The organism is Pontimicrobium sp. IMCC45349 (assembly GCF_047219225.1).
Classification (GTDB): Bacteria; Bacteroidota; Bacteroidia; order Flavobacteriales; family Flavobacteriaceae; genus IMCC45349.
Window position 1 is genome coordinate 1,389,061 of the sequence record NZ_CP178208.1, and the last position, 23,271, is coordinate 1,412,331.

Consider the following 23,271-nt stretch of genomic DNA (forward strand, 5'->3'; position numbering starts at 1 on the left):
ACAGATGAAACGTATATTTAAAAAACGCATTATACTTCCTGTTTTTACAGTAGTTATACTATTAACTGGAACTGCTTTTAAAAGTGATTTTTTTGAAATTGCTAAGCAAATAGAAATTTTCACCACGTTATTTAAAGAGCTTAATATGAATTATGTGGATGAAACAAATCCTGGTGATTTAATGGATACTGCTATAAAAAGCATGTTAGAAGATTTGGATCCTTACACAGTTTTTATGAACGAACAAGATGTTGAAGCTGCAAGAATTAGACAAACTGGAGACTATACTGGAATTGGAGCAAGTGTAAGAACATTTAAAGATAAATTAGTAATTGTTGAACCTTATAAAGATTATCCTGCTGATAAAGCTGGATTAAAAGCTGGTGATGAAATTATAAAAGTTGATGATATAGTTGTAGCAGATTTTAAAGATAGTGCTGGCGATTTACTAAAAGGTGCACCTAATTCTAAAGTTAATGTTACTTATTTACGCCAAGGAAAAATAGAAACAGCAACCATTACAAGACAAGAAGTAGAGGTTAAAGCAGTACCTTTATATAAAATGCTTGATGATAAAATTGGTTATGTGGCATTAGCTAAATTTAATAGCAAAGCTTCACAAGAAACAAAAAATGCCATTTTAGCTTTAAAAGCTGATGGTGCTCAACAATTAGTTTTAGATTTAAGAGGAAATCCTGGAGGTTTACTTCGCGAAGCTATTAAAATTGTTAATTTCTTTGTACCAAAAGGACAATTGGTTGTTACTACTAAGTCTAAAGTAAAAAAGTACAATAGAACTTATGTTACTAAAGAAAATCCTTTAGATTTAGAAATACCATTAGTAGTATTGGTTGATGGTGGAAGTGCTTCGGCTAGTGAAATTGTATCAGGATCGTTACAAGATTTAGATAGAGCTATAATAATTGGCGCTAGAAGCTTTGGTAAAGGCTTAGTTCAACGTCCTAAGCCACTTACTTATGGTACACAATTAAAAGTTACTATTTCTCGCTATTATACACCTTCTGGAAGATGTATTCAATCTTTAGATTATTGGAATCGTGATAAAGAAGGTAATGCTGTTAGAGTTAAGCAAGAAAATTATAACGAATTTAAAACAAAAAACGGTCGTCCAGTATTTGATGGTGGAGGCGTAAAACCTGATATTGAAATTGGTTTAACTAACCCTTCAAAAATCACAAAAACTCTTATAGAAAACGATTATATTTTTAATTATGCTACTGAGTATTATTACAATAATTCGGTAGATGATTTATTGAGTTTTAAACTATCTGATTCAGATTTTAATGCTTTTAAAAATTATTTAAATACTCATAATTTTGATTTTGAAACTAAAACAGAAAAAGCGCTTAATAAAGCTATGTTAATAGCTGTTGAAGAGGAGTTAGATACTGATTTAGCAAAAGATTATAATGCTTTAATTTCAAATCTTAATAAACTAAAAAGTAAAGCAGTAGACGATAATAAACAACAATTATTATCATTATTAGAAAACGAGATTATTAAACGTTATTTTTATAGAGAAGGACTATATAACTACTACTTAGCCAATAATATAGAGATAAAAAAAGCAAAAGAAATACTTAGTAACTCTAATACTTACAATGGTTATTTACGATAACTATTAATACTTATAAATATTTAAAATCTATTTTTTAGGTTATATTTATGGTGCCTTTTGATTTTTAAGAAAAATTATTGTGAAAAAAATTTTCCTCATATTTTTATTGATAAGTAATTTTATGTTTTCTCAACATAATGAGTTAACGCATGAAGTTTACTTTGAAACAGATAAATATGTTGTTCCTGAAACCGAACAAAATAGGCTTCTTCTTTTTATTCAAAATTTAGATACTACAACTGTAGAAAAAATTGCTATTTATGGTTTTTGTGATGATAGAGGTAGTCATGAATATAATTTAGTACTCTCTCAAAATCGAGCTAATGCTATTAAAAAGATTTTTTCTAATAATGGTATAGACGAATCTATTATAAGTAATGTAGATGGTAAAGGTGAGGTGTTACTTAAGTTAGTAAATACTCAAGATGCTAATATTATTAGAGGTTTAAATAGAAAAGTTGAGATTATCATTAATCCTAAACCAATAACTGAAGTTGTTAATAATATAGAATCTATAGAAGCTAAAGTACCAGAAAAAAAACTTGCTGAAGATATTTTACAAGGCGAATTAAAAGTTGGTGATAAAATAGTATTAGATAATATTTTATTTAAAACAGGTTATAGTTACATAGTTCCTGGATCTAAAAAAACTTTAGAAAAAATTGCTAAAATTTTAAAAGAACGAGAAGATATTTACTTTCAAATTCACGGACATGTTTGTTGTACACAAAATGCCAGAGATGCTGTAGATAAAAAGACTAGAAAAAGAAACTTATCGGTAGCTAGAGCAAAATATATTTACGATTACTTAGCCAAACGTGGTGTAGATAAAAGACGTATGAAATATATTGGTATGCGTAGAAAATTTCCTCTTGGTGGCGAAGCTAAATACGATAGACGTGTTGAAATATTAATTACTTATATATCTGATAATAAACCTAAAGTAAGTAATTAACCTATTTTTTTATCATAGCTACATGAGGTATACCATCTTCAAGGTACTCCTCTCCTATTTCATTAAATCCTAAATTATTATAAAAACGTTTTAAATATGTTTGTGCAGAAATTTTAATTAGCGTTTCATTATAATATTCACTAATTGCTTTTATGGAAGCTTCCATTATATCATAACCGTATTTGTGTTGGCGTTCATTTTCAGCCACCACTACTCGACCAATACTTGCTTCGTTAAAATAATCACCTGGCTTAAATATACGTGTATAAGCCACTACCTTATTATTTTTAAAACCAATTACATGTAATGCTTTTTCATCTTTACCATCAATATCTTGGTACACACAATCTTGTTCAACTACAAAAACTTCACTACGTAGTTGTAATAATTTATATAACTCATCAGTATTTAATTCGTTAAAGTATTTAACCTGTATATCTATCATTTTAATCTTGTACTATTATATCTTTTGAATCACATTTACCATATTCTGGCTGAATATTTACATGATTTATATCAAACTCATGATAAAGAATTTCTTCAATTTCATTTAAAATTTTATCGAATTCAGATAAACTAATGTCTTTATAAAAATCTATATGTGCTTCTAAATGTGTTTCTTCTTCATTAAGCTGCCATACATGAACATGGTGCACATTTTTAATTAATGTATGTTTTTGTAAACGTTTTACAATATCTTTAACTTCTATGTCTTCAGGAGTAAAAAGCATTAATACTTTAAACGAATCTTTTAATAAATCGTAACCTACAAAAATTAAATATACTGCAATTGCTAATGTTAATACACTATCAACCCAATACATTTCATAATACTTCATTAATAATCCACCTACTAAAACAGCTATACTTGCCAACATATCTGTAAATAAATGCAAGTATGCACTTTTCATATTCATGTTACTATTTGCTTCTTTTTTTAATAGTAAAACACTTAATCCATTAGCAGTGATTCCTAATAAGGATAACCAAATAACTAAATTTGATTCTATGTCTTGTGGATTTTGAAAACGCTCTATAGCTTCAAAAATTAAAATAATAGCAACAATAATTAAAGTTGCAGCATTTACAAAAGCAGCTACTATTTCTGCACGTTTATAACCAAAAGTTTTATGTTTTGAAGCACTCTTTCTTGCAAAAATTGATGCTATATAACTTATTACTAATGATAGTACATCACTAAAATTATGTAATGCATCACTAAGTAATGATAAACTTCCAGAAACAATTCCTCCAATTACCTGAGCAGTAGTAATAAGAATATTTAAGAGAATAGATATTAAAAGATTTCTACCTTTTAAATTTCCTCCATGAGAATGACTATGTGAATGATGATGACCCATTAATTAAAATTTATTATCATCAAAATAGACGTGAAAAATAATAAAAAGATGCTAACTATTTTTTTAGCAACTCATAGGTATTTTATCTACACGTTTTTGATGACGACCACCTTCAAAATCGGTATTTAAAAATGTTTCAACCATTTCTAAGGCTTGTTGAATAGCAGTAAATCTTGCTGGAATACATAATATATTAGCATTATTATGTTGTCTTATAAGTGAAACTATTTCTTTAGTCCAACATAAACCAGCTCTTACTTCTGGATATTTATTAGCTGTCATAGCAACACCATTAGCGCTACCACAAATTAATATACCAAAATCAACATTGTTAGCAACTACATCTTTAGCTACAGGATGTACAAAATCTGGATAATCTACACTATCATTACTATTTGTACCATAGTTAGTAACTTCTATACCTTTGTCTTCTAATAATTTAACAATGGCATTTTTATAATCTGTTCCTGCGTGATCGTTTCCGATTGAAATTTTCATAAGTTGTGTTGTTGTTTATAACTACAAAATTACAAAAAAGACTTCTAGAAATTCTAAGCTTGTTAGCATCGTTTTTAATTAGTTGTTAATATCTATTTGTTAATATTGATAACTAATTTTTGGTTTTTATAATTAATTATCTAATCAAAAATCAAATCTTATTATCCAAAAATAATTATAGAAATAAATTGAAATGTTATTAAGAATCAATTCACAGTTATAAACAGTAAAAAGCTATAAAAAATATTAAATAAACACTGTTAATAGCTATTGTTGATAACTGTTAATTAAAGTCATCAATTATTTAATTTATAAGTTTTTAAAACGTAAATAAGATGTTAATAATAGAAGATAAGTTACCAATAACTTAAAATCAAAACAAAATATTAAAAACTTATACTAACAATTAACAAGCAATAATAAACATCAATATTTTTTTAAAATTTTTAAAAGAAAGAACTTATGTATATATAATATGTGGATAAGTGAATTTTTCAATTATTTAACCTTTAAGAAATACGATTAAATATTAAAACCGTAGCTTTGCAATAACTTAATACGCATTCTTCTCTTCTAATTAAGTTAAAAGTAAATGAATTTCCTGTACCTTAGGAAATATGAAAATGATTAAAAATAAATGAAAAGAAAGAAAAAAAGGAAATCCAGTAATAAGATTTCTAACCTAACAAATACCATTCTAAGTATTTTAAAAAAAGATAGAAACCAAAGCTTTAATTATAAGCAAATAGCTGCTAAAATAGGTGTTAATGACGCTAGTAGTCGTAACCAAATTATTAAAACGCTTCATCGTTTAGCTGCTAAAAAAGAAATTGAAGAAATAGATAGAGGAAAATTTAAAGCTATTATCTCGTCCGAGTATTATACAGGAATTGTTGATATAGGCTCTAGAGGATCAGGATATATTATTTGTGACGATTTTGAAGAAGATATTTATATAGCTTCAAATAACATGAATAAAGCGCTTCATGGAGATGAAGTAGAATTATATGTTTATAAACGTAGGAAACGCGGTAAACTTGAAGGTGAAATAACGCGAATAATTAAACGTGCTAAAAATGAGTATGTTGGTGTAATTCAAATACATAGTAAATATGCTTTTGTAGTGCCAGATAGCAATAAAATGTATGTAGATATATTTGTACCTATTAATAAAACCTTTAAAGCTGAAGATGGTGATAAAGTACTAGTAAGTCTTGAAGATTGGCCAGAAAAAGCCGATTCACCTTATGGCAAAGTAATTAAAGTTCTTGGTAAACCAGGTGATCATAACACCGAAATTCACGCCATATTAGCAGAGTATGGACTACCTTATGAATTTCCTCATGAAGTAGAAACTTATGCTAATAATATAGATACTTCTATAAACGAAGAAGAGATTAAAAAACGTCGCGATATGCGAGATGTTTTAACTTTTACTATTGATCCTAAAGATGCTAAAGATTTTGACGATGCATTATCATTTCAAGTATTAGAAAATGGTAATTACGAAATTGGAATTCATATTGCAGATGTATCTCATTACTTAAAAGAAGGTACTATACTTGATGATGAAGCTTACGAGCGTGCTACAAGTGTTTATTTAGTAGATAGAGTAGTACCAATGCTACCAGAAGTTTTATCTAATAATGCATGTTCATTACGTCCTCATGAAGAAAAATATACCTTTTCTGCTGTATTTGAAATGAATGAAAATTCAGTAATACAAAACCAATGGTTTGGACGTACAGTAACGTATAGTGATGCTCGTTTTGCTTACGAAGAAGCGCAAGCTATTATTGAATCAAAATCCAACGAAATACCTCAAGAAGTATCCTTAACAGGAAAAGTATATAAAGCTGACCAAAAAATAGCTGATGCGATTCTTACTATGGATAAATTAGCTAAAATCATGCGTAAGCAACGCATGAGTGCTGGTGCAATTTCATTTGATAAAGTAGAGGTGAAGTTTAATTTAGATGAAACTAATAATCCTACAGGAGTATTCTTTAAAACTTCTAAAGATGCTAATAAGTTAATTGAAGAATTTATGTTATTAGCTAATAGAAAAGTTTCCGAGTTTATAGGTAAACAAAATCCTAAGAAAACTTTTGTATATCGTGTGCATGATGAACCAGATGATCAAAAATTAGCTGCATTACAAAATATAGTTGGAAGGTTTGGTTATAAAATGAATTTTAAAGACCGTAAAAGCACCACAGTGTCTTTAAATAATCTTTTAAAGGAAGTAAACGGTAAAAAAGAACAAAACCTTGTAGATACACTCGCAATACGTAGTATGAGTAAAGCTGAATATACTACTAATAATATTGGACATTATGGTTTAGCGTTTGATTATTACAGTCATTTTACATCACCTATTCGTCGTTATCCAGATGTAATGGCACATCGTTTATTACAACATTATTTAGATGGTAATAAATCGGTTAATGAAGATGCTTTTGAAGAAAAATGCGCACACTCATCAAGTATGGAAAATCTAGCAACTAAAGCCGAAAGAGATTCTATAAAGTATATGCAGATTAAATTTATGCAAGACCATAAAGACCAAGAGTTTTTAGGTGTTATCTCTGGTGTGACCGATTGGGGAATTTATGTAGAAATCATTCAAAATAAATGTGAAGGAATGGTACGTATTAGAGATATTAAAGATGATTATTACCATTTTGATCAAGATGAATATGCTTTGGTTGGCGATGAAACTAAAAACATGTACCAATTAGGCGATGAGGTAATTGTTAAAGTAAAACAAGCCGATTTAGTAAAAAAACATCTAGATTTTACATTAATAGGAAAACCAGAAGATAAGTAATTAAAAACCGTAACATTTTTAAATTTTCATCATCTAATAAAGTAAAATATACATTATGATTATTACTACTACACACACTATTGAAGGACATCCAGTCGTTAATTATTTAGGTATTGTTACTGGTTTAAGTATGAGTTATAAAAAAGGTAAACTAACCTTTAACATGGAAAAATATTACGACTCATTAGAAGCTCAAGTAGAACAACTTAAAGAAGATGCATTTCAAAAATTACGTGATAATGCTTTAAAATTAAAAGCAAATGCAGTAGTAGGAGTAAGTACAGATGTTGAAATAGATGGTACAACAGGAGGTATTTCAATTTCAGTTGTAGGTACTGCAGTTGTATGTAAATAAATTATAAATGGTATAGTTATTGATTTTACCCTCAAAAATAAAAATCAAAAAAAATGAAAAATATTTTAACAACCCTCGCAATTGCTTTCACTTTAATAGTAACAGCTCAAGAACCAATTTCTAAAACTGTAGGTGAATTTACGACCTTAAAAGTTTACGATTTAATTAATGTTGAAATGATTAAATCAGATATAAACAAAGTTGAAATTTCTGGAAAAAATGCCGAAGAAGTAGTAGTAGCAAATAAAAATGGTACACTAAAAATTAAGATGAATATTGAAGAGTCTTATGATGGTAATGATACACAAGTAAAGCTTTATTATACAAATGTTGATGTTATTGATGCTAATGAAGGTGCCTTTATTAGTTCTCAAGATATTATAGAGCAATATGATATTGAGTTAAAAACACAAGAAGGAGGAGAAATAAAGCTAAATCTTAAAGTAAAAGAATTGGATGTAAAAGCAGTTACTGGAGGAGTTGTTGAGGTTTCTGGAACTGCAAACCATGAGAATATATCAATTAATACAGGCGGAATTTTTAAAGGTAAATCATTAGAAGCTCAATTAGCAGATGTAAAAATTAAGGCTGGAGGAGAAGTTGATGTTAGAGCAATTGAAGTTTTAGATATTAAAATTACTGCTGGAGGCGATGTATTTATTTATGGTCAACCAAAAAAAATAAATAAGAAACGTGCTTTAGGTGGTAGAATTAAACAAATGGAATAGATATTAAAACATAGTAATTTCTTTTGTAGGAAGTTTTACTATCTTTGTTAAAAGACATCAAATGCTGAATTTTATTCAGCATTTTTATTACCAATTTACTCATGATAGAAGATATTCAAGCAGCAATACCATTAGGCTTTTTTCTAGCCTTTATGATTGGGCCTGTTTTTTTTGTTCTTCTTGAAACAAGTGCTACCAAAGGATTTAGAGCTGCTGTAGCTTTTGATATTGGTGTTATTATTGCTGATATATTCTTTATAGGACTTGCTTATTTTAGTAGTTTTCAACTACTCGAAAATTTGAGTAATCAACCAGGTTTATATGTATTTGGAGGTGCTATTTTAACGGTTTATGGTGTTATTATCTTTTTAAAGAAACCTAAAATTAGTGTTAGTGCTTTACGTACAAACAGCCTTAATTTAAATAAGAGTAATTACTTAAATCTTTTTGTTAAAGGGTTCCTTCTTAATTTTATTAATATAGGAGTACTTGTATTTTGGTTAGGTGTTATTGTTATTACAGGACCATCTTTAGAAAATGATTTTAATAGATTCTTAGTCTTTTTTGGTACTATGATTCTAGCATATTTTATTACAGATCTTTTTAAAATTATGTTAGCTAAACAATTAAGAAGAAAATTAACCACAAGAAGGATTATTAAAGTTAAGAAAACACTAGGTTTAGTACTTATTGTATGCGGTTTAGTACTTATTGTAAAAGGGTTTTTACCCAAAGATAAATTGAATCCTCAAGATTTAATTGAAGAAATAAGATAAAAAAAAGCTGATTCAATTAGAATCAGCTTTTTTATTTTGAGGCGTCTAGCGGATTCGAACCGCTGTACGAGGTTTTGCAGACCTATGCCTAGCCACTCGGCCAAGACGCCTTATAAGGAGAGCAAATGTAAAAAAAATATAGTTTTTACACTACTTAGAACTAACTTTTTCTTTTATCAGTCATTTTTATCGTTACCATTTCTACATCACCACCAATTGGAGGATTGATTTTTGAAATCAAAACTGTAGCCTTTGTAACCATGTTTGCTTCTATAAAAATACGATCTAGAATTCGTTTAGCAACCGTTTCTAATAATTTAGAAGCAATAGCCATTTCTTCTTTAACAATTTTATTAAGTAGTACATAATCAACTGTATCCATTAAATCATCCGATAATGCTGACTTTTGTAAATTAGCTTTTACCTCTAAATCTACACGATAATCACTACCAATTTTTGTTTCTTCAATTAAACATCCATGGTTGGTAAAAACACGAATATTTTCAAGTTTTATAATTCCCATTATAAATAATTTTAAGGCACAAAGGTATTTAAAAAGCTTTAGTTATTGCTTGATTATTTTTTTGATTTCTTTAGTATTATCAGAAACTATTTCGAGAAAATAAGTGCCTTGTTCAATTTCTAAGAGTGAAATTCTATTGTTGATTATCCTATCAAAAGACTTTATTTTTTGTCCTAAAATAGAATATAAAGTTGCGCTATAATTTTCTGTATTTATTGCTTCAATGTTAATAATATCTTGAGTTGGATTCGGATAAATTTTAATAACAGATAAATCTTTATCGTTAATACTTAAATTAGAAACATTAACTGTTTTAGTTAATGTATGTGTACGACCACAAGCTGTTATAGTTAAAGTCACTTCAAAATCTCCAGTAGCATTATACGTATGAACTGGATTATTTTCAGATGAAGTATTACCATCATCAAAATTCCAAGTAACTGTATCAGCTAGATAAGTATTGGTAAATGTGACTTGATTATTATCGACTGTAAAATCAAAGTTTGAAGTAAAATCCCAATCGTTAATAACATCAAATACTATTAATTTAGTAGCTAATTTTATAGTGTTTGCAGTAGTTTCAGAAAGTGAAGAATTCCAAGTCATTAAAGTCGGATCTTTTTTATAAATCATCGTATAGAAAGCACAAGCTGCTGCATAAGACCCTGCTAAAGAAGGATGCGAACCATCTCCAGAATATAAATCAACTTCAGGATGATTAGTTCTTAGATAACGCCATACAGCACCTACAGGAGCAAGTTCAGATGTGTTTTCTTCTGCCATAAACGTATAGGTATTTCTTATAGCATCGTCCATACCTTCATAAGTACACACCCAAGGCACAAATTCACAATTTTGAGCATCACCATTTTCACGACCCCAAGTCATGTAAAACAAAGGTTGTGAACAAGCATTATTATTATGTATAGCATTGACTAATTGAGTTGCAAAAGGATATAATTCAGTTTGCATTTGTGCTTCACTCCATGAAGTTTCTTGACTTTGTGCTTGAAGCGTTACAAAATCCCAATTATCAGCATTTATTTTATTAAGAGTTGTGGTGTTACTAGCATGATTCATCAAACGATGTCCTCCAGGAGTATTGGAATCATAAATAAGAATATCACCAGTATTAGTCGCCATTTGGCTGACGAGGTTAGGTAAATTATTAGAAGCAGTATAACTGTTTCCTAGAAATAAAACACGTTTGGTTTCTTGAGCAAAACTAATATGAAAAACGCCTATTAGGGCAAGTAAGATCGTAATTCTTTGCATTATTTTTTTTAGTAAAAATAATACTTAAAGTTACTTCAAGAGGTTAATTCGTAAAGAAATCAAAGATATTGGTTAATCTACTAGTTGGCGCTTTATAAAATTCGGTATAGGTACAACGTGTACATGTCACAGAAGTAAACTTTTTATTCTGAATATTAAATAACTTAGAAAAGGTTCCACCAGTAGCTTGCATCTGGTCAGTTTCGTATGTTTTATTATTACATTTTGGACATTGATAACTCATAAGATTTTGTATTTACAGTTGTGTTATATCTTATCAGTATATTCATAGTTTGTCTTGTTACAATTTTCCGTAATTTTGCTGCTTAAAATAAGTAGAAAGAGATTTTATTTATGTCTGAAGAAAAGAAATCACTCAATTTTATTGAGCAAATCATAGAAGAAGATTTAAAAAGCGGTTTATCAAAAGATAAATTACGTTTTCGTTTTCCACCAGAACCTAATGGCTATTTACACATTGGACATACCAAAGCTATTGGTATAAGTTTTGGTTTAGGAGAGCACTATAATGCGCCAGTAAATTTACGTTTTGATGATACCAATCCTGCAAAAGAAGAGCAAGAATATGTAGATGCGATTAAACGTGATATTGCTTGGTTGGGTTACCAATGGGAAAATGAATTATATTCTTCAGATTATTTCCAACAATTATACGATTGGGCAGTTCAAATGATCAAAGATGGAAGGGCTTATGTAGATAGTCAGACCTCTGAGGAAATGGCTGAACAAAAAGGAACACCAACACAAGTAGGTACCAATAGTCCATATAGAGATCGTAGTGTAGAAGAAAACCTAGATTTATTCACTAGAATGAAAAATGGTGAATTTAAAGAAGGTGAACACATTTTACGTGCTAAGATTGATATGGAAGATCCAAACATGTTAATGCGAGATCCTATCATGTATCGTGTGATGTATGCACATCACCATAGAACAGGAGACGATTGGTGTATTTATCCAATGTACGACTGGACACATGGCGAAAGTGATTATATCGAACAGATTTCACACTCTTTATGTTCTTTAGAATTTAAACCACATAGAAAGCTATATAACTGGTTTAGAGATATTGTACATGATTACAGCAAAACTGAATATCCAATGCCACCAAAACAACGTGAATTTGCACGTTTAAACTTAAGCTATACGATTATGAGTAAGCGTAAGTTATTGCAATTGGTTAATGATGGTGTAGTTACAGGTTGGGACGATCCACGTATGCCAACAATTTCTGGGTTACGTCGTAGAGGTTATACACCAGCAGCTATTAGAAAGTTTGTAGAAACGGTTGGTGTAGCTAAGCGCGAAAACGTGATTGACGTATCCTTATTAGAATTTTGTATTCGTGAAGATCTTAATAAAACAGCAAATCGTGTGATGGCTGTATTAGATCCTGTAAAGGTTGTAATTAATAACTATCCTGAAGACAAAGAAGAATGGTTAGAATCAGAAAACAATCCTGAAGATGCAAATGCTGGTAGCAGAAAAGTACCATTCTCTAGAGAGATTTATATTGAAAAAGCAGACTTTAAAGAAGAAGCTGGCAACAAATTCTTTAGATTGAAACTAGGAGGAGAGGTACGCTTAAAGAATGCTTATATTATCAAAGCTGAAAATGTAGTTAAGGATTCTGAAGGAAATATTACTGAAATTCATTGTACATATTCTGAAGATACTTCTAAAAAAGTAAAAGGAACACTGCATTGGGTATCTGTAAAACATGCTGTAAATGCTGAGGTAAGAGAATATGATCGTTTATTTACTGATGAAGCACCAGATAGTCATGAAGGAAAAACATTTATGGATTTCTTGAATCCAAATTCGTTGCGAACTATTAATGCATTTGTAGAACCAAGTTTAGTAGAGGCTAGAGTAGGAGATAGATTTCAGTTCCAACGTTTAGGTTATTTTAATGTGGATAATGAAAGCACATCAGATAAATTAGTATTTAATAAAACGGTTGGATTACGTGATACTTGGGCTAAGCAAAAGCCACAACAAAACAATACTAATAAACCGAAACCACAGCAACAACAATCGCAACGTAAACCAATTGATGTAATCAAGCTGTTAGGTAAAAAATACACCAATTTACCTGAAGCTAAGCAACAAAAAGTACGTGCTGAAATATTAGAGCTTGCAGAAAAGGTAGCTTATGACGATTTAGAACCTTTATTTGCAACTGCAGTAAAAAAGGTTGGTACACGTATCGCTGCCATATTAACGTTGAATGTGATGCTTAAAAATGGCTTAGAACGCAATGAAGCTGTTAATGATTTTATTACAAAAGCTTTAGAAGATAAAAATGAATTATTAGTAGTTGAGGCAAAAGCTATTTAATAACGTAAATCATAAATAATAAAAACGTCTGGAACCCTCCAGACGTTTTTTGTTTGTCTTTATAGAAATACTTGAAGCGTTAATTCTTATAAATTAACTATAATATAATAATTTTCTTACTTTTTCTTTATTACATTTACACAAATTTTTAAATAGACTATGTTGATTAACAGATTATTATCACTTAAAAACAGCTTTATTTTATTAGTTCATTTATCATTTGGAGTTGTGTTTGCTCAAAATGGTGTTTTAGATACAACTTTTGGAACCAACGGTTTGATTAGTTTTACAAATAATGAAGATCCTGAAATTTTTAATGCCATTTTAGAGCTTGACAATAACCAATTTTTAGCTGCTGGAACTACAGGTTATAATGCTGTAATAGCTCGACTTAATCAAGATGGAAGCCTAGATACAACTTTTGGAACCAATGGTATTTTAGAGTTAGATTTTGGAGGTACAAGGGAAGATATTGAAGATATGTTACAACTACCTGATGGTAAGATTTTAATTACTGCAGAAACGAAAAATGCTAATGACGATTACGATTTTATAGTCGCTAAATTACATGATGATGGTAGTTACGATACAACTTTTGGAGCTAATGGTGTTACTGTAATTACATTTGGAGCAACTACAGATGAGCGACCAAATAAAATAATTACCACTACTGATAATAAAATAGTTGTAGTTGGAAATGCAGAGGGTGGTTTGATTTGGCAAACTGCTATTGCACAATTACTTCCAGATGGTTCATTAGATACTTCGTTTAATGACGACGGAAAAAACACTTTAAGTATTACAAATAGAAGTGATTATCTTATTGGAGCTGATATTACTTTTGATGGTAAAATTATGGCTGCAGGAGGTGCAGTTTTTTATGCAGGATCTAATCAAGGACGTTATGCTATTGTTCGTTATTTAAATAATGGTTTATTAGACCCAACGTTTGGAACTAATGGTGTTGTGACTTTAAATATCTTTGATGGTTCATGTATAGCTAGATCTATAATTTGTCTTTCTGATGGAAAATCTCTTGTAGCAGGTCATGCTAGTGCAACCAGTACTCAACGCAGTTTTGCTATAATTCGTATAAATAGTGATGGAACTATAGATCCTACTTTTGGAGACAATGGTATTGTTTCTACTGTCTTTCCAACAGATCAATCTCAAATATATGAAATGAAATTAGATGAGAACAATAACATTATTGTTGTTGGTGATGTAGGTACAGATACTGAAGCTTCTAATTTTGCTATTGCAAAATATTCATTTGATGGAGTTATAGATACAACTTTTGGAACTAATGGTACTATATCAACTGATTTTTTTGGTTCGCATGATACAGCTAGAGATTTTATTATTACTCAAAATAAAATTACTGTTGTAGGATATACAATGGATCCCTATCCTAATGAAAATTTTGCGATTGCTAGATATGATGTTGAATCTAGCTTAGGTGTGATAGATAATGATTTTAAAAACAATTTTGAAGTTTTACCAACTGTAGTAAGCTCAAATATTACAATAAAATCCAATTTACAATCTAGAAATGTAGATGTTTCTATTGTAGATATAAATGGTAAGGTGGTTTATCATAAAACATTGATACTTAATCAAAGTCCTAAATCAATTAATTTAGAAACCTTAGCAAAAGGTTTATATGTTTTAAAAATTAAATCAGACTCTCAAACAGAAACACACAAAATCATTTTAAAATAATATAAAAAAACTCTTAGTAATACACTAAGAGCTTTTAGTTTTAAATAGAATAAGTAAGTGTTATTCTTTGTTATTCTTTTTATTTCTAGCTTCTTTCATAGCTTCACCAATTTGGTTACTTGCAGTAAAACTAGCTACCATGTTATTAAGCATATCGCTTCCAGCTTGTGGTGAATTAGGTAATAAAATTAAGTTACTATTAGTTTCTTCACCAATAGCTTGTAATGTATCATAATGTTGTGTTACAACAATTAATGCAGAGGCTTCTTGAGAGTTGATACCAACCTTATTTAAAACTTCAACAGACTCTTCTAGTCCGCGAGCAATTTCACGACGTTGATCTGCAATACCTTGTCCTTGTAAACGCTTACTTTCAGCTTCCGCTTTTGCTTTTTCTACAATTAAAATACGTTGTGCATCACCTTCATATTGTGCCGCTACTTTTTCACGTTCAGAAGCATTAATTCTGTTCATAGCAGCTTTTACTTGTGCATCTGGGTCAATATCTGTAACTAAGGTTTTAATTATGTCATATCCATAGTTTAACATTGCTTCATTAAGTTCAGCTTTTACTGCAATAGCAATATCATCTTTCTTTACAAAGACATCATCTAACTTCATTTTTGGTACTTCGGCACGTACAACATCAAATACATAACTTGTAATTTGATCATGTGGGTAGTCTAATTTATAAAAGGCATCATATACTTTATCTCTAATTACTTTGTATTGTACAGATACTTTTAAGCGCACAAATACATCGTCTAAAGTTTTTGTTTCAACAATAACATCTAATTGTTGAATTTTTAAACTTAAACGTCCAGCAACACGATCTACTAATGGAATTTTTATCTGTAATCCTGAATGACGAATACTTTGGAATTTACCAAAACGCTCAATAATTACAGCTGTTTGTTGTTTTACTATAAAGAAAGCAGAAATAAAAATTAATAGTCCTAAAACTATAAAAGGAATATAAAAAGGAAAACCCATAATAAATATTTTTAAAAAATGGTTAGAAAATAATTGATACTAATTTAAGTTATATTTGCCGCAATCACATCAAGAAATCATGCAAAAACACAAATACATTTTATTAGTAGCATTTATAGTAGGTTTTGTTACACTTTCACATTCTCAACATAGAAGATATGCTATAAAAAATGGTATTGGAATTCAAGGAGGTATCACACAGTTTGATATTATTACAGATAACTTTGAAACTACAGCAAGCTCTGGTTGGATAGGTGGTTTAAATGCTACTGTAGATTTGCCACATAAATGGTATACAGTAAGTTATAGTATGTTGTTATCTGAAAATAATTTAGAAATTTTGGGAAGAATGACTGATGATGTAGCAGGAAACGAAGCTTTAGAATATAAACTTATGACTGTACAAGTTGGATTTACATTCCATACTAAAATTATTAGTGATAACTTAACCATTGATATTGGACCACAACTACAATACAATGGTAAAATGGATTTAACTAACTCAACCCAAGAGAGTTTTTATGTTAATGGTTATGATAATGTATTAGCAACAGATATAAGTGAAATTTCTCAGTTTAACGTAAATGGAATGGTTGGTGCTTCTTTAGGTTTTGGAGCTTTTAAGGTGAGAGCACAGTATATTTATGGGTTTACAAACATGCTAAACAAACTAAATGATGCTGAATTTGCCAAAGGATTAAACACTAAGTTTAAAGGTAATCAAAGTATGATTGCTGTAACTGCGATGTTAACGTTTTAAACATCGTGATTCAAGGTTAAACGAAGAATCTATTAATTATTTATAGTAAGAACTATTTCAATTCTATCATTATTATCTCTTCCTTCTTTTGTTTCATTTGAGTTTATTGGTTGAGATGAACCGTAGCCAATAGATTTTAGAGATTTTGCATTACAACCTAATGAGATAAGAATATCACGTATTTTATCAGCTCTTTTTTGTGATAGCTTTTTACTGTTTGTTTGATTAGACGAGTTGTCAGTATGAGCTTGAATTTCAAACAGTACATTGTTTTCTTTTACTACAGAAATAAGTTTTACAATAGAGTTTATTTCAAATTGATAGTTTTCTTTTAATGTATTAGTATTCTTTTTAAACTTTATTTTTTTAGTAAACTTTTGAAAAGGGTTTTCAAAATCAACGGATAATTCTGGTGTAGTAACTTCTTGCTTTTGTGAAAAGCCATAATTGGTAAAAAATAATAGTATTAAAACGTAGATTACTTTTCTCATAATTTATCGTTTTAAAACACTCAAATAATCAATCCAAGGGCCAACATCAGCTTTGTATTGTTTCGCCATCACTCTAGAGATTTGAGCTATATGCCCAAGATCATGTACCACCCAAGTAGCAATTAATTGTGCTAAAGTTACTTTTCCAAATTCCGGATGAATGCCTGTTTTAGAAAAATCGGCTTCAGTAATATGTAGTGATTTTAAAGTTTTTATATTTTCAACTCGTAGTTTTGAAAACTCTTCAAGAAGCATAGATATAGGCTGATTTTGGTCATTTTCTAATTGCGCAAAACGATCAAAAGGCTCAAATAATTTATCTTCAGAATCACTAAGAATTGTTTGAATACGCACTATCCAATCGGTTTTTTCACCAAATATTAAATGTCCAACGACATCATAAGGACTCCATGTATGTTTACCTTCGTTATGCTTTAGCCAATCTTCTGAGAGATTTAGAAGATACGAAGACAACACCTTTGGAGTGTTGTCTAAGACCTCTATAGATTGTTCTAAATTGAAGGTCATTACTGCATTATAAAGTTGTTATAGCGTTATCTATACGTTTTATAGATTCGTTTTTACCAATCATAAACATAATATCAAATACATCTGGTCCTTGTAATGCGCCAACTAAAGCCAATCGTAAAGGCATCATCACTTTTCCAAAACCAATTTCATTTGAAGTAATCCAACCTTTGATTGTGTTTTGAAGGTTTTCAGCAGTCACATCTTTAATACCATCAATTAAACCTTTTACAGTTTCTAGAATCTCTTTTGTTCCCTCTTTAAAAGCCTTTTTAGAAGCTTTCTCATCGTAGTTTGTTGGAGAAACAAAGAAATAGCTAGTTAAGCTCCAAAAGTCGTTTACAAAGGTTGCACGTTCTTTTACCAAAGCAATAACCATTTCTATATAGCCTTCATCTATATTAGCTAATTCTGGTTGTATATTTTTAAATGCTACAGCTAAATCTGCATTAGATTGCTCTTGCATATAATGATGGTTGAACCACTTCGTTTTATCAGGATCAAAACGTGCTCCAGATTTATTTACTTTATTTAAATCAAAGGCTTTTACTAATCCTTCTAAATCAAAAATCTCTTGTTCAGTTCCTGGGTTCCATCCTAAAAATGCTAAGAAATTAACCACAGCTTCTGGAAAATATCCATCTTCTTTATAACCTCTAGCAATATCATTAGTTTTTGGATCTGTCCATTCTAATGGAAATACAGGAAATCCTAATTTATCACCATCACGCTTACTTAGTTTTCCTTTTCCTGTTGGTTTTAAAATCAATGGTAAATGTGCAAATTCTGGTGCTTCCCAACCAAAAGCATCATACAATTGAAAGTGTAATGCTAAAGATGGTAACCACTCTTCTCCACGAATTACATGCGAGATTTCCATTAAATGATCATCAACAATATTTGCTAGATGATAAGTTGGCATACCATCAGCCTTAAATAAGACTTTATCATCTAAAGTATTGGTATCAATTTTAATATCTCCACGAATAATATCTTTTAAGTGTAAAGTCTCATCTTGAGGCGATAAAAAACGAATGACATAATCCTCTCCAGCATCAATTTTAGCTTGTGTTTCTTCAGGCGTTAAGACTAAAGAATTTACTAAACGTCCTTTTTCACGATTGTGCCAATTATAAATAAAAGTTTTGCCTTCAGCTTCGTGTTGCTTTCTATGTGCATCCAATTGTTCAGCAGTATCAAAGGCATAATAGGCTTTACCTTCAGCAATTAATTGATCTGCATATTGCTTGTATAAATGCTTACGTTCACTCTGTCTATAAGGACCAAATTTTTCGTTTAAACCTGGACCTTCATCAAAAGGAAAACCACACCATTCCAAAGATTTTACAATATAATCTTCAGCACCTTCAACATAGCGATTTTGATCTGTGTCTTCAATACGAAGAACAAAAGTTCCGTTATGTTTTTTAACAAATAAATAATTAAAAAGCGCAGTTCTTACGCCTCCAATATGTAAAGGTCCTGTTGGGCTTGGTGCAAATCGCACACGAACGTTGTTACTCATGTTTGTCATTTAATAAGGTGCAAAGATAGATTGATAAGATAAGAGAACAAAGAAAAAAAGAAGGAAGGGGTTTAAAACAAAAAGCACCTAAAATTTTAGGTGCTTTTTTATAATTATTTAAAAGTGTGTTAACAACCTGAATCTACAATTAAATCTACTGAGCCTATATTATAACATCCTGTTTCCATGTGTTCTACACGTATAAATATAATTTGAATTCCTGGGACAATATTTGTATATGTTGCTGGAATAGGATTTACATTTGCCTCAGCGTCAGCTTGTATTTCATGGTAAGTTACTGTATATTCTGTAGCTCCTTGAAGTACTTGATCGTTTAAACTATCTAAATTAAACTCAGTAAAATCATCACCATCACCATCACACTCTGTAATTGATAAATCTGTTGGTATTTCAAAAAGAGGGTTTACTACTAAGGTTAAGGTTGATATTTGAAATATTTCTCCTGTATCAGCATCTTCTATTCTCACGAAAAGTGTCTCAGGGTTTACAGTATTTGTGTATGGACTTACCAATGGATTATCTGTAAAAAGCGCATCTTGTTCTGTTTGATAATAAGAAATAGATATTTCTAAAATACCTGTCGAAAAGTAGTAATCCATACTATGTAAATCAAAATTAGCAACACCATCAGGTATGTTATCGTCACAAACTTCTAAAGTACCATGTTGAGGGTATTCACTTTGAATATTAGGATCGTCTGGGTCGTTAGGATCACTTATTCCTGTTGCTACCATAAATGTGTTAGGATCGTCGATTCCAGTAATTTCTTCACAATCGGTTAAACCATCTTGATCACTATCAATATAATCTAGGTATAAATAAATGGTTGCTATGGCTGAAAAACCATGTATTGTATTAGTTCCTTTTACAAAAATCATTTGGTTACCTGTTATCATTTGAGAAAAAGGCACAGTATAATTACTTGGTGTTGTTATTGCATTAGAACCTGCAATAGCATCTGCTTCATTTTGGTAAAATGTATAAGTAGTATTTGGCATAGTATATATACCATTAACCATAAGATCGAAGTCAAATAAAACTGGATTACAATCAATTCCTGCCATTTCAAAATCAAATATACCAACATCATTATCGTCTAAATAATTAGGAATACCATCGCCATCTATGTCATCATTAGCTGGGTCGTTATCACCATCGTAATTTTCGTCTATAGTATTTATGCCATCGTTGTCATCATCTTCATCTAGATAGTTAGGAATACCATCTTGATCAGTATCATCATTAGTTAAATCGTTATCACCATTTAAGTCTTCATAAGTATCAAATACACCATCGTTATCACTATCTTCAAATGTGATACAAGCACTAAAAGCACCTAAATCAATAGTTTCACCATCAATTACACCAGTTATTAAATCGGTTATTTGATTGTTTTCAACATCAACTCCTTTTATAGAGTATGTACTAGCGTTGCAATGATAAACAGTGTAATTTATGTTTCCATTTTCTATAGGAATAACTTGTGAAAGACCATCTATAAATAATTGAACATAGCCATTGGTTACATTGTCTCCGTTACAAGAAAGGAAGTTACCTGTAAATGATAAGATATCTTGAGACTCTACGGTTACTGTAATATTAGTATCAGAAGAAAAAGGACCTATGTTTGTGTCAAAAGGTTCTGTTGAACACAAAGGATAAGGTACTGTTAAAGTAAACTCCTCATTAGCAGGTACCAATCCACATTCAATTCCGTTTGAGCTAGTATAACCATAAGTACCAGTAGAATTTAACAAACTAGAATATAAATCTAAAGCAGTATTAGGTAATAAGTTTCCATTTTCATCTTGTAATGTAATGCACAAATAAATTGAAGGATAAGGAAAATCATAATTCCAAAATGAAAAGTGACTTACCTCACCAACATACATATTTCCTTGTAAAGTAGCTTCTCCTTCTTCAATCCAGTAACCAGCTTCTTCATCAAAATGCCATAATGGTATTGTACTAGGAGGGTTTGTTGTACTTGAAGCTAAAGGCATTGATATTTGTGAAGTACTTCCTTCTGCTAACTGTAAGTCCTCGCCATTTGCCGATTTTAATTCTACAGCAAGCATTCCGTAAGTTTCTAGTGTTACTGCATTTCCATTTTCGTTTTGAGCAAATAACATTCCAGGCATCATTGCAGTCATGTTTTCGTCATCTGGATCTAAATGTTTTAAAATAACATCTACGGTTCCACTATATGTATTGCCATTAGCAGAAACAAATCCACCATCAAAAGTTACTGTTGTTCCATTATCTAAGTTTACAGTTGAGGTTTCTCCTGCATTAATTGTTGCCACCACATTTTTTTCTAAAAGCATGATTTCAACTTGATTTACACTTGATTCTGAAGGTACTAAAGCTCTAGAACCTTTTATATAACCGTCTTTTTCGGCAGTGATATAAGCAAACTTTTCGTAAGCACTTGCATTGGTTATCGAAAATATACCAAAAGCATCTGTAGTAGTTATTGTGTTTCCTACACTAATAGTTACACCTTCTAGAGGTTCTTTTTGTTCGTTAATAACACGCCCTAAAAAACGTGCATTAATTTGAGATCCAAAGTTTTCAGAGAAGTTTGTTTCTATTGGAGTAGAACCATTGTTTCCTGAAGTTACATCATCATCATTACATGATAATGCGCTTACTATGAACATACATAGTAAGAGTTTCATTGCTTTTTTCATAAGATTAAAATAGGTTGATATAACTATGTAACAGTTTAAAAGTAAAAACACCTACTGTAAAAGTAAGAAAATCAACATGATAAATTGTTTTAATTATTAATTTATCATATCACGAGGTACGTGTTTATTCATAATTTTAAACCATAAAGGAGGTATTAAAGCAATAACCATAGATGTTGGATAACCAAAAGGCATTTGCGGACTTTCTTCATGACACTCCAAAATTTGATATTTTTTTGAAGTTTTATAATGATGGTCGCTATGGCGTGTTAACTCGTATAAAATAATACGTCCAACAACGTGGTTAGAATTCCAAGAGTGTACCTGTTTTACACGCTCGTAACGTCCCGATTTTGTTTTCATTCTTAATAAACCATAATGTTCTATATAGTTTACGGTTTCAAGTAGTAAAAACCCTGTTATAGCTGCGCCAACAGCAAAAAGCAATGCTAATTTTCCAAATGCAATAAATACAATGAATAAATAAATTAGTTGTAAAATGATATACCAAAACATATCATTTTTAATAGATAAAAAACCAAGGTTATTGTTTTTTAAGAGCTTTGTTTGAATTTTCCATGCACTAAAATATTGCCTAACAGTTGAGGTTATCCAAAAAGCATATACATTTTGATTATATCTTGCTGTTGCTGGATCTTCTTTAGTGGCTGCATGTAAATGATGTCCATGATTATGCTCAATATAAAAATGCATGTATAAAGAGGGTAGAAGTAATGCTTTACCAATAAAACGTTCGTTGGTAGATTGCCTGTGTCCTAACTCATGTCCAACATTGATACCATTGGTACCTAAAACCATTCCCGTTGTTAGTATTAATCCAATAAACTCATACGTTTCTAAATTTGTTGAAGACACTGTAAACAAAGCAAAAGCTAATAAACCATAAGTAATAGGAAGATTAAGATATAACATCCAATCAAAAATGGAATTTATTGTTTTATTTTCTTTTTCAACTTCACTATAATTTGAGTGGTCTAGAGGTAGCAATAGTTCGAAAATTGGAATTAAAACAAATGAATAAATAGGTGTAAAAAAGGTCCAATATTCTTTAAGCCACAATCCAATAAATGCAGTTAAAGGTACCGAAAAAGCAGCTAGATATTTAAGGTCTTTCATAAGTAAAGAGTTTGTAAAACAACAACTTTATCAAAATGTTATCTTAAAACGCATTACAAGTTAATAATAAAATTGTAGTTTTATTAGTTGAATTAGTAAA

General features: G+C 30.1%; 21 protein-coding genes and 1 tRNA gene. 9 read left to right on the forward strand and 13 right to left on the reverse strand.

Translation table 11 applies throughout. The annotated features are described in order from the left end of the window. Positions 1–4 precede the first annotated feature (4 nt). Both ACLII3_RS06485 and ACLII3_RS06490 read left to right on the forward strand, forming a co-directional pair. Complete coding sequence (locus ACLII3_RS06485) at positions 5–1,639, forward strand: S41 family peptidase (RefSeq protein ID WP_412987411.1); 1,635 nt, start codon at positions 5–7, stop codon at positions 1,637–1,639. A 121-nt stretch (positions 1,640–1,760) separates the two neighbouring features. Then, positions 1,761–2,594 (forward strand): OmpA family protein, encoded by an 834-nt coding sequence (locus ACLII3_RS06490; RefSeq protein WP_412987413.1) that lies wholly within the window; start codon positions 1,761–1,763, stop codon positions 2,592–2,594. A gap of 1 nt (position 2,595) precedes the next feature. Here ACLII3_RS06490 and ACLII3_RS06495 read toward each other — a convergent pair whose 3' ends face one another. From ACLII3_RS06495 to rpiB, 3 genes are all read right to left on the reverse strand, one after another. Next, entirely contained in the window at positions 2,596–3,039 is a 444-nt protein-coding gene (locus ACLII3_RS06495) for a GNAT family N-acetyltransferase (RefSeq protein ID WP_412987415.1), read from the reverse strand. Position 3,040: 1 nt separating this feature from the next. Then, on the reverse strand, positions 3,041–3,955 hold the full coding sequence (locus tag ACLII3_RS06500; protein WP_412987416.1) for a cation diffusion facilitator family transporter: 915 nt from the start codon (positions 3,953–3,955) through the stop codon (positions 3,041–3,043). A 63-nt stretch (positions 3,956–4,018) separates the two neighbouring features. After that, positions 4,019–4,453, reverse strand: a complete 435-nt coding sequence (gene rpiB, locus ACLII3_RS06505; protein ID WP_412987417.1) for a ribose 5-phosphate isomerase B — start codon at positions 4,451–4,453, stop codon at positions 4,019–4,021. Between the two features lie 637 nt (positions 4,454–5,090). On the opposite strand from rpiB, the gene rnr reads away from it, so the two are divergent. The 4 genes from rnr (at position 5,091) to ACLII3_RS06525 (ending at position 9,142) form a co-directional block, all read left to right on the forward strand. Beyond that, positions 5,091–7,283, forward strand: a complete 2,193-nt coding sequence (gene rnr, locus ACLII3_RS06510; protein WP_412987418.1) for a ribonuclease R — start codon at positions 5,091–5,093, stop codon at positions 7,281–7,283. Positions 7,284–7,338: 55 nt separating this feature from the next. Continuing rightward, positions 7,339–7,638: a heavy metal-binding domain-containing protein gene (locus tag ACLII3_RS06515; protein ID WP_412987419.1), complete on the forward strand. Its 300-nt coding sequence runs from the start codon at positions 7,339–7,341 to the stop codon at positions 7,636–7,638. 53 nt (positions 7,639–7,691) lie between these two features. Next, on the forward strand, positions 7,692–8,366 hold the full coding sequence (locus tag ACLII3_RS06520; protein WP_412987421.1) for a head GIN domain-containing protein: 675 nt from the start codon (positions 7,692–7,694) through the stop codon (positions 8,364–8,366). A gap of 101 nt (positions 8,367–8,467) precedes the next feature. Then, positions 8,468–9,142, forward strand: coding sequence for a LysE family translocator (locus ACLII3_RS06525; protein ID WP_412987423.1), 675 nt, complete (start codon positions 8,468–8,470; stop codon positions 9,140–9,142). A 39-nt stretch (positions 9,143–9,181) separates the two neighbouring features. Here the strand turns inward: ACLII3_RS06525 and ACLII3_RS06530 are convergent. The 4 genes from ACLII3_RS06530 to ACLII3_RS06545 form a co-directional block, all read right to left on the reverse strand. Then, positions 9,182–9,252, reverse strand: a tRNA-Cys gene (locus tag ACLII3_RS06530). 50 nt (positions 9,253–9,302) lie between these two features. Beyond that, the gene (gene folB, locus ACLII3_RS06535; RefSeq protein ID WP_412987425.1) at positions 9,303–9,665 is read right to left on the reverse strand and encodes a dihydroneopterin aldolase; all 363 of its coding nucleotides are present in this window, start codon (positions 9,663–9,665) and stop codon (positions 9,303–9,305) included. A 42-nt stretch (positions 9,666–9,707) separates the two neighbouring features. Next, the gene (locus ACLII3_RS06540; protein WP_412987427.1) at positions 9,708–10,940 is read right to left on the reverse strand and encodes a T9SS type A sorting domain-containing protein; all 1,233 of its coding nucleotides are present in this window, start codon (positions 10,938–10,940) and stop codon (positions 9,708–9,710) included. 43 nt (positions 10,941–10,983) lie between these two features. Beyond that, positions 10,984–11,184 carry a zinc ribbon domain-containing protein gene (locus ACLII3_RS06545; RefSeq protein ID WP_412987428.1) on the reverse strand — a complete coding sequence of 67 codons (201 nt, stop codon included), beginning with the start codon at positions 11,182–11,184 and terminating at the stop codon, positions 10,984–10,986. A 110-nt stretch (positions 11,185–11,294) separates the two neighbouring features. Between ACLII3_RS06545 and ACLII3_RS06550 the strand changes: the two genes are divergently transcribed. Continuing rightward, positions 11,295–13,301 carry a glutamine--tRNA ligase/YqeY domain fusion protein gene (locus ACLII3_RS06550; RefSeq protein WP_412987430.1) on the forward strand — a complete coding sequence of 669 codons (2,007 nt, stop codon included), beginning with the start codon at positions 11,295–11,297 and terminating at the stop codon, positions 13,299–13,301. A gap of 159 nt (positions 13,302–13,460) precedes the next feature. Beyond that, the gene (locus ACLII3_RS06555; protein WP_412987431.1) at positions 13,461–15,023 is read left to right on the forward strand and encodes a T9SS type A sorting domain-containing protein; all 1,563 of its coding nucleotides are present in this window, start codon (positions 13,461–13,463) and stop codon (positions 15,021–15,023) included. A gap of 60 nt (positions 15,024–15,083) precedes the next feature. On the opposite strand, the gene ACLII3_RS06560 is transcribed toward ACLII3_RS06555, so the two are convergent. Further along, positions 15,084–16,016, reverse strand: coding sequence for an SPFH domain-containing protein (locus ACLII3_RS06560; RefSeq protein ID WP_412987432.1), 933 nt, complete (start codon positions 16,014–16,016; stop codon positions 15,084–15,086). Between the two features lie 79 nt (positions 16,017–16,095). Here ACLII3_RS06560 and ACLII3_RS06565 point away from each other — a divergent pair, with 79 nt between their 5' ends. Continuing rightward, positions 16,096–16,776, forward strand: coding sequence for a hypothetical protein (locus tag ACLII3_RS06565; protein ID WP_412987434.1), 681 nt, complete (start codon positions 16,096–16,098; stop codon positions 16,774–16,776). A gap of 32 nt (positions 16,777–16,808) precedes the next feature. Here ACLII3_RS06565 and ACLII3_RS06570 read toward each other — a convergent pair whose 3' ends face one another. The 5 genes from ACLII3_RS06570 to ACLII3_RS06590 form a co-directional block, all read right to left on the reverse strand. Further along, on the reverse strand, positions 16,809–17,267 hold the full coding sequence (locus tag ACLII3_RS06570) for an OmpA family protein (RefSeq protein ID WP_412987435.1): 459 nt from the start codon (positions 17,265–17,267) through the stop codon (positions 16,809–16,811). Between the two features lie 3 nt (positions 17,268–17,270). After that, the gene (locus tag ACLII3_RS06575) at positions 17,271–17,795 is read right to left on the reverse strand and encodes a DinB family protein (RefSeq protein ID WP_412987437.1); all 525 of its coding nucleotides are present in this window, start codon (positions 17,793–17,795) and stop codon (positions 17,271–17,273) included. A 7-nt stretch (positions 17,796–17,802) separates the two neighbouring features. Continuing rightward, entirely contained in the window at positions 17,803–19,320 is a 1,518-nt protein-coding gene (gene gltX, locus ACLII3_RS06580) for a glutamate--tRNA ligase (RefSeq protein ID WP_412987439.1), read from the reverse strand. Positions 19,321–19,448: 128 nt separating this feature from the next. Beyond that, a complete protein-coding gene (locus ACLII3_RS06585) occupies positions 19,449–22,022 on the reverse strand; it encodes a carboxypeptidase-like regulatory domain-containing protein (RefSeq protein WP_412987441.1) in 2,574 nt (857 codons plus the stop codon). Positions 22,023–22,130: 108 nt separating this feature from the next. Then, positions 22,131–23,171 carry an alkane 1-monooxygenase gene (locus ACLII3_RS06590; protein ID WP_412987443.1) on the reverse strand — a complete coding sequence of 347 codons (1,041 nt, stop codon included), beginning with the start codon at positions 23,169–23,171 and terminating at the stop codon, positions 22,131–22,133. Positions 23,172–23,271 lie beyond the last annotated feature (100 nt).

Coding starts and splice junctions, on each gene's coding strand:
- ACLII3_RS06550 (WP_412987430.1), top strand. CDS start 11,295: ATGTCTGAAGAAAAGAAATCACTCAATTTTATTGAGCAAATCATAGAA.
- gltX (WP_412987439.1), bottom strand. CDS start 19,320: ATGAGTAACAACGTTCGTGTGCGATTTGCACCAAGCCCAACAGGACCT.
- ACLII3_RS06560 (WP_412987432.1), bottom strand. CDS start 16,016: ATGGGTTTTCCTTTTTATATTCCTTTTATAGTTTTAGGACTATTAATT.
- ACLII3_RS06540 (WP_412987427.1), bottom strand. CDS start 10,940: ATGCAAAGAATTACGATCTTACTTGCCCTAATAGGCGTTTTTCATATT.
- ACLII3_RS06495 (WP_412987415.1), bottom strand. CDS start 3,039: ATGATAGATATACAGGTTAAATACTTTAACGAATTAAATACTGATGAG.
- ACLII3_RS06515 (WP_412987419.1), top strand. CDS start 7,339: ATGATTATTACTACTACACACACTATTGAAGGACATCCAGTCGTTAAT.
- ACLII3_RS06500 (WP_412987416.1), bottom strand. CDS start 3,955: ATGGGTCATCATCATTCACATAGTCATTCTCATGGAGGAAATTTAAAA.
- ACLII3_RS06585 (WP_412987441.1), bottom strand. CDS start 22,022: ATGAAACTCTTACTATGTATGTTCATAGTAAGCGCATTATCATGTAAT.
- rnr (WP_412987418.1), top strand. CDS start 5,091: ATGAAAAGAAAGAAAAAAAGGAAATCCAGTAATAAGATTTCTAACCTA.
- rpiB (WP_412987417.1), bottom strand. CDS start 4,453: ATGAAAATTTCAATCGGAAACGATCACGCAGGAACAGATTATAAAAAT.
- ACLII3_RS06525 (WP_412987423.1), top strand. CDS start 8,468: ATGATAGAAGATATTCAAGCAGCAATACCATTAGGCTTTTTTCTAGCC.
- ACLII3_RS06570 (WP_412987435.1), bottom strand. CDS start 17,267: ATGAGAAAAGTAATCTACGTTTTAATACTATTATTTTTTACCAATTAT.
- ACLII3_RS06485 (WP_412987411.1), top strand. CDS start 5: ATGAAACGTATATTTAAAAAACGCATTATACTTCCTGTTTTTACAGTA.
- ACLII3_RS06545 (WP_412987428.1), bottom strand. CDS start 11,184: ATGAGTTATCAATGTCCAAAATGTAATAATAAAACATACGAAACTGAC.
- ACLII3_RS06590 (WP_412987443.1), bottom strand. CDS start 23,171: ATGAAAGACCTTAAATATCTAGCTGCTTTTTCGGTACCTTTAACTGCA.
- ACLII3_RS06490 (WP_412987413.1), top strand. CDS start 1,761: ATGTTTTCTCAACATAATGAGTTAACGCATGAAGTTTACTTTGAAACA.
- folB (WP_412987425.1), bottom strand. CDS start 9,665: ATGGGAATTATAAAACTTGAAAATATTCGTGTTTTTACCAACCATGGA.
- ACLII3_RS06565 (WP_412987434.1), top strand. CDS start 16,096: ATGCAAAAACACAAATACATTTTATTAGTAGCATTTATAGTAGGTTTT.
- ACLII3_RS06555 (WP_412987431.1), top strand. CDS start 13,461: ATGTTGATTAACAGATTATTATCACTTAAAAACAGCTTTATTTTATTA.
- ACLII3_RS06520 (WP_412987421.1), top strand. CDS start 7,692: ATGAAAAATATTTTAACAACCCTCGCAATTGCTTTCACTTTAATAGTA.
- ACLII3_RS06575 (WP_412987437.1), bottom strand. CDS start 17,795: ATGACCTTCAATTTAGAACAATCTATAGAGGTCTTAGACAACACTCCA.